Source organism: Caballeronia sp., assembly GCF_049581465.1.
Classification (GTDB): Bacteria; Pseudomonadota; Gammaproteobacteria; order Burkholderiales; family Burkholderiaceae; genus Caballeronia.
In genome coordinates this window covers 1-5804 of sequence record NZ_JBAUSA010000688.1, presented here as the reverse complement: position 1 = coordinate 5804, position 5804 = coordinate 1, and the positions used below count along the sequence as shown (strand labels likewise).

At 60.6% G+C, this 5804-nt stretch carries 4 protein-coding genes; all 4 read left to right on the top strand.

The genetic code is table 11. The features are described 5' to 3' along the window. Positions 1–434: 434 nt before the first annotated feature. The 4 genes from pncB (at position 435) to WCA53_RS16945 (ending at position 5690) form a co-directional block, all read left to right on the top strand. Entirely contained in the window at positions 435–1628 is a 1194-nt protein-coding gene (pncB, locus tag WCA53_RS16960) for a nicotinate phosphoribosyltransferase (protein ID WP_423912807.1), read from the top strand. Between the two features lie 222 nt (positions 1629–1850). Next, on the top strand, positions 1851–3248 hold the full coding sequence (locus WCA53_RS16955; RefSeq protein ID WP_423912802.1) for a sodium:proton antiporter: 1398 nt from the start codon (positions 1851–1853) through the stop codon (positions 3246–3248). Positions 3249–3258: 10 nt separating this feature from the next. Next, a complete protein-coding gene (locus WCA53_RS16950) occupies positions 3259–4239 on the top strand; it encodes a 2-hydroxyacid dehydrogenase (protein ID WP_423912799.1) in 981 nt (326 codons plus the stop codon). Next, the gene (locus WCA53_RS16945; RefSeq protein WP_423912796.1) at positions 4236–5690 is read left to right on the top strand and encodes a DNA recombination protein RmuC; all 1455 of its coding nucleotides are present in this window, start codon (positions 4236–4238) and stop codon (positions 5688–5690) included. The genes WCA53_RS16950 and WCA53_RS16945 overlap by 4 nt, the downstream gene beginning before the upstream one ends. Positions 5691–5804: the final 114 nt, after the last annotated feature.

Sequence of the window (5804 nt, the reverse complement as noted above, 5' to 3'; positions counted from 1 at the left end):
GTATAGCGGCACTTGATGCAGCTTTCGGTCACTACGTGAGTCATTCAGGCTCCTGCGTACGGAATTCGTGGGGGCGGAGAGGGCATTGGCACGGGACATTGGATCCAGCAATATGGATCGGAAGCCTCTATCCGCGGCTCGAAGCCGGGATTGTGCACGCCGTTCTCGCGTAAAACCGATATTGTAACGTACCGGTATATTTAGGCACGAGCCCGGGCCACAAGGCCTTATATCCTTTAGTGATTTGATTATAGGTGTCTGGCCCTCCAGATTCACCCTGATGAGAGGCCGCCTGGGTACACGTTGCAACAGTCACTCGGGTAACATGCGCGGAAGGCCGCCGGGGCGAAACATCCAGTGCGTCGGGTCGCGCCGGGTCCGTTGGCGGTTTTCACTTGCGGTCTTCACTTAGTCCCTGCTGTTCGCGTGGAACCATGATCATCCATTCGCTGCTCGATACCGATCTCTATAAATTCACGATGATGCAGGTTGTGCTGCATCATTTTCCGGCGGCGCACGCGGAGTACAAGTTCCGTTGCCGGACGCCGGACGTTAATCTCGTACCGTACATTGACGAGATTCGCGATGAAGTTCGCAAGCTCTGCGAGCTTCGCTTTACCGACGATGAGCTCGACTACCTCCGCCGGATGCGCTTCATCAAGAGCGACTTCATCGACTTTCTCGCGCTCTTTCGCCTGAATGAAAAGTCGATCACGATCACGCCGTCGCCCAAGCAAAACGGCGAGATCGACATCAATATTGTCGGGCCGTGGCTGCATACGATCCTCTTCGAGATCCCGGTTCTCGCGATTGTGAACGAGGTTTACTTTCGAAACACGCAGCAAGATCCGACCTTCGATGTCGGCCGTGACCGCCTGCGCGACAAGATCCAGCTACTCGGCGCGCGCCCTGAATTCTCTGCCTGCAAGATTGCCGATTACGGGACTCGTCGCCGATTCTCGAAGCAGTGGCACGAGGAGGTCATCCTTAGCCTGAAGGAAGGTTTGGGCGAACAGTTCACCGGCACGAGCAACGTTCACTACGCGATGAAACACGGCTTGCGTCCGCTCGGCACGATGGCGCATGAGTACTTGCAGGCTTGCCAGGCGCTGGGTCCGCGACTGCGTGACTCGCAGGTCTTCGGGTTCGAGATGTGGGCGAAAGAGTATCGGGGCGACTTGGGCATTGCGCTTTCGGACGTGTACGGCATGAAGGCGTTCCTCAACGACTTCGACATGTATTTCTGCAAGCTCTTCGACGGTGCGCGGCACGATTCCGGCGATCCCTTCGATTGGGGCGAACGCCTGATCCGCCATTACGAACAGAATCGCTGCGACCCGCGCACCAAGGTTCTGGTTTTCTCCGACGCGCTCGACATTCCCAAGGTTTTGCGGCTGTATGAACGTTTTCGTGGCCGCTGCCAACTGGCGTTCGGCGTGGGCACCAACCTCACGAACGATCTGGGTTACCAGCCTTTGCAGGTCGTGATCAAGATGGTCCGATGTAATGGCCAGCCGGTGGCCAAGCTTTCTGATTCGCCGGGAAAGAATATGTGCGACGACCAGGCGTATCTCGCCTATCTTCGGCAGGTCTTTGATATCGCCAAGTTGGACGACGAGGGCGTGTGAGGGGAGGAGAGGTCGGGGCGGTTCTGCTAGCGGCAAGCAGAAGCACTCCAGCCCCGACCTACCCCACTCGCCGCTAGCATCCACTCTCCAGTACCTCCCCGTGCGCTCCCGCTCGCTCGCTATAATCGGACCCTGTGTCGAACATGCGAAGCGCAGCGCAGCCCACGAGGACTCCCCCACCATGACCACAGCTGCTGTAGCCCGGATCTCGCGAGCCCGCGCATGAACGCGCGACGTCTATTGGCTGCTCTCGCGCTCGCAACACTCCCACTGACGGCTCAAGCGGCCGCGCTCGACGGCGCGACGTTGTCCCCCCTGTGGGCGCTGCCGTTCGCCGGCATATTGTTGTCGATTGCCATCGTCCCGCTCGTCGCGCCGCACGCTTGGCACAGCCATTTCGGCAAGATATCCGCGGCATGGGCGGTCGCTTTCCTCATCCCATTCGCTGTCAGCTTCGGGGCGCCTACCGCGTTCGCCATCTTCGTTCACGCAATGCTGGAGGACTACGTTCCCTTCATCGTCCTCCTGACCGCGCTCTTCACCGTCGCGGGCGGGATTTGCGTGCACGGTGATCTGCACGGGTCTCCGCGCTTGAACACGGGCCTGATTGCGCTCGGAACCGCCCTTGCCAGCCTCATGGGAACAACAGGCGCCGCAATGCTGCTGATTCGCCCGTTGTTGCGCGCGAACGAACATCGCAAGCATGTCGTCCACATGGTCGTGTTCTTCATTTTTCTCGTGGCGAACGTCGGCGGCTCGCTTTCACCACTCGGCGATCCACCGCTGTTCCTCGGCTTCCTGAACGGTGTCGGTTTCTTCTGGACAACGGTTCATCTTTTTTGGCCGATGCTGTTTATCTGTGCCGTGCTGCTTATCGTGTTCTATGTGATCGACCGTTACTACTTCGCGAAAGAAGCGTCACATCCTCGCGCCGACGTAGCCACGCCATTGAGTATCGAGGGAAAGGTGAATTTCATCCTGCTCGCGGTCGTCGTCGCTCTGGTGCTCATGAGCGGCTTGTGGAAGCCAGGCATCGTCTTCGATATTGTCGGCACGCGCGTCGTGCTTCAGGATCTGGTGCGCGATGGCGCACTGATCGCGGTGACGATCCTTTCCCTCGTGCTGACGCCGAAAACAGCGCGTGTCGGCAACGCGTTCACCTGGGCGCCGATCGAGGAAGTCGCGAAGTTGTTCGCCGCCATTTTCATCACCATCGCGCCCGTCATCACGATCTTGCGCGCGGGCGAAACGGGTGCGTTTGGCAGCATCATTCATCTGGTGACGGATTCAGGCGGCAAGCCGATCGACATTGCGTACTTCTGGGCAACGGGCCTGTTGTCGTCATTTCTCGACAATGCGCCGACTTACCTCGTGTTCTTCAATCTCGCCGGGGGCGACGCGCAGGCGTTGATGACGACCGGCGCCTCGTCGCTTGCTGCCATCTCGGCGGGCGCGGTGTTCATGGGCGCGGTCAGCTACATTGGCAATGCGCCTAACTTCATGGTGAAAGCAATCGCGGAATCGCGCGGCATTGCGATGCCCGGATTCTTTGGCTATCTCGGCTGGTCGGCGGTTTTCCTGTTGCCGTTGCTGGCCGTCACTGGATGGCTGTTCTTTTGAGGGGAAGTCGATGAAAAAAGTGTTGGTCTCTCGCCCTATTTTCCCGGACGTCATCGAGCGTCTCCAGCAGTATTTTCACGTCGATGCAAACCCGGGCGAGCCGCTTTCCGCCGACGAATTCGCCCGTCGGCTGAGCCCTTGCGACGGCGCCCTGGTGGCCGGCGACGCCGTCACGGCCAAGGCGCTGCAAGGTGCGCCGAACCTGAAGGTGGTGTCGAACATGGCGGTCGGCTACAACAACTTCGACATGCCGGCGTTCAACGCGCAGGGTGTGCTCGGCACCAACACGCCGGACGTGCTGAACGAAACCACAGCGGACTTCGGCTGGGCCTTGATGATGGCCGCGGCCCGCCGCATTGCCGAATCGGAGCATTTTTTGCGCGCGGGAAAGTGGGGCACCTGGTCCTACGACGCCTTTCTCGGCAGCGACGTGTTCGGGGCCACGCTCGGCGTGATCGGCATGGGCCGTATCGGTCAGGCGCTGGCGCGTCGGGCGCGCGGCTTCAACATGCGCGTGATCTATCACAACCGTTCGCGCGTCGCGCCGGAAATCGAAGCCGAGTTGAACGCGCAATACGTCTCGAAGGCGGAATTGCTGAAGCGGGCCGATCACGTCGTGCTCGTGCTGCCGTACACGCCCGACAATCACCACGCGATCGGCGCGGCGGAACTCGCTGCAATGAAGCCCACGGCTACGCTGACCAACATTGCGCGGGGCGGTATCGTCGATGACGCCGCGCTGGTCGAGGCCCTTCGCAACAAGACCATCGCGGCGGCGGGGCTGGACGTGTTCGAAGGCGAGCCCAATTTCAATCGCGATTTTCTGAGCGTACCGAACGTGGTGCTGACGCCGCATATCGCGAGCGCGACCGAATCCACGCGCCGCGCCATGGCCGATCTCGCTGCCGATAACCTGATCGCCGCGTTGGGCGAAGGCCCGCGCGCCGGCAATCCGCCCAACCCTGTGAATCCGGAAGTCCTGAAGAAATGAGCTTGTTGTTGCTGTCGAGCATCGCGATCGTCGTGCTTGGAATTGGGCTGGTAATCGCGTTGATCGCGTTGACCTTGTCGATGCGCGCGAAGCGCGGCGCGGACATTGAAGAGTATTTCGAAGCGCTGACGGATCGCATCATCGATATGGGCGAAGCGCACGCCCGCGCTCAGGAGCGGCTCGAACGCAATGTGCGCGGCGAAGTCGTCGAGACGTCGCGCGCTTCGCGGACCGAAGCGGGCAGTACGTTCGCGCAGGTTCAGCAAACGCTCGCTACGCAACTTGCCAGCATGGCGAGCGTGCAGAACGCCCAGATCGAAGCGTTTTCGCGGCAACTCGTGACGCTCACCGACAGCAACGTTCAACAAAGCCAGCACGCGCGCGATGAACAGAGCCAGGCGCTCAAGCGTTTCGGCGACGCGCTCACCGTGCAGCTCGCGCACATGTCCGAGTCGAATGACCGGCGCCTGGGCGAAGTGCGCGCGACGCTTGAAGCGCGGTTGAAGGACATCGAGGCGAACAATGCCGCGAAGCTGGAAGAAATGCGTCGTACTGTCGATGAAAAGCTGCACGCCACGCTGGAACAGCGGTTGGGCGAGTCATTCAAGCTCGTTTCCGAGCGGCTAGAGCAGGTGCATCGGGGGCTTGGCGAAATGCAGACGCTCGCGGCGGGGGTTGGCGATTTGAAGAAGGTGCTGACCAACGTCAAGACGCGCGGCACGTGGGGTGAAGTGCAGCTCGAATCGCTGCTGGAACAGTTGCTTACGGCGGATCAATACGCGAAGAATGTCGCGACGATTCCGCAGAGCAACGATCGCGTCGAGTTCGCGATCAAGCTGCCCGGTCGTCACGACGCGCCTGGCCAGAGCGGTGCGAATGCGGCTGCGACGCCGGTGTGGCTGCCTATCGATGCGAAATTTCCGCGTGAAGATTACGAGCGGTTGATCGATGCGCAGGACCGTGGAGACCCCGTCGCGGTCGAGGAAGCCTCGCGCGCGCTGGAGGGCCGGGTGCGTGCGGAAGCGAAGTCGATTGCGCAAAAGTACGTGGCGCCGCCGCATACCACGGACTTCGCGTTACTGTTTCTGCCGACTGAAGGCTTGTACGCGGAGATTCTGCGCCGTCCGGGACTGACCGATTTCTTGCAGCGTGAATATCGCGTGAGCGTCACCGGTCCGACCACGTTGACTGCGTTGCTGAACAGCCTGCAAATGGGCTTTAGAACGCTTGCCATCGAACAGCGGTCGAGCGAGGTTTGGCAGGTGCTTGGCGCGGTCAAAACGGAGTTCAGGAAGTTTGGGGAAGTGCTGTCGAAAACGCGCACGCAGCTTGAGGCCGTAACGCGGTCGATCGAATCGGCGGAGACGCGTACGCGCCAGATGACGAAGAAGCTACGCGATGTGGAGGCAATGCCGGGGGAGCAGGCTGCTGGCCTGTTGGGCGACGAGTAGCGCGCTTCGTCTGGTTTGGGGTTGGGGCGGTGCTGCTTGCGGCGAGTGTGGGGCTAGGATTGAGTCCTTCTGCTTGCGTGGTCGTTCTGCTTAAGTCGGATTTTCTTGCTTATT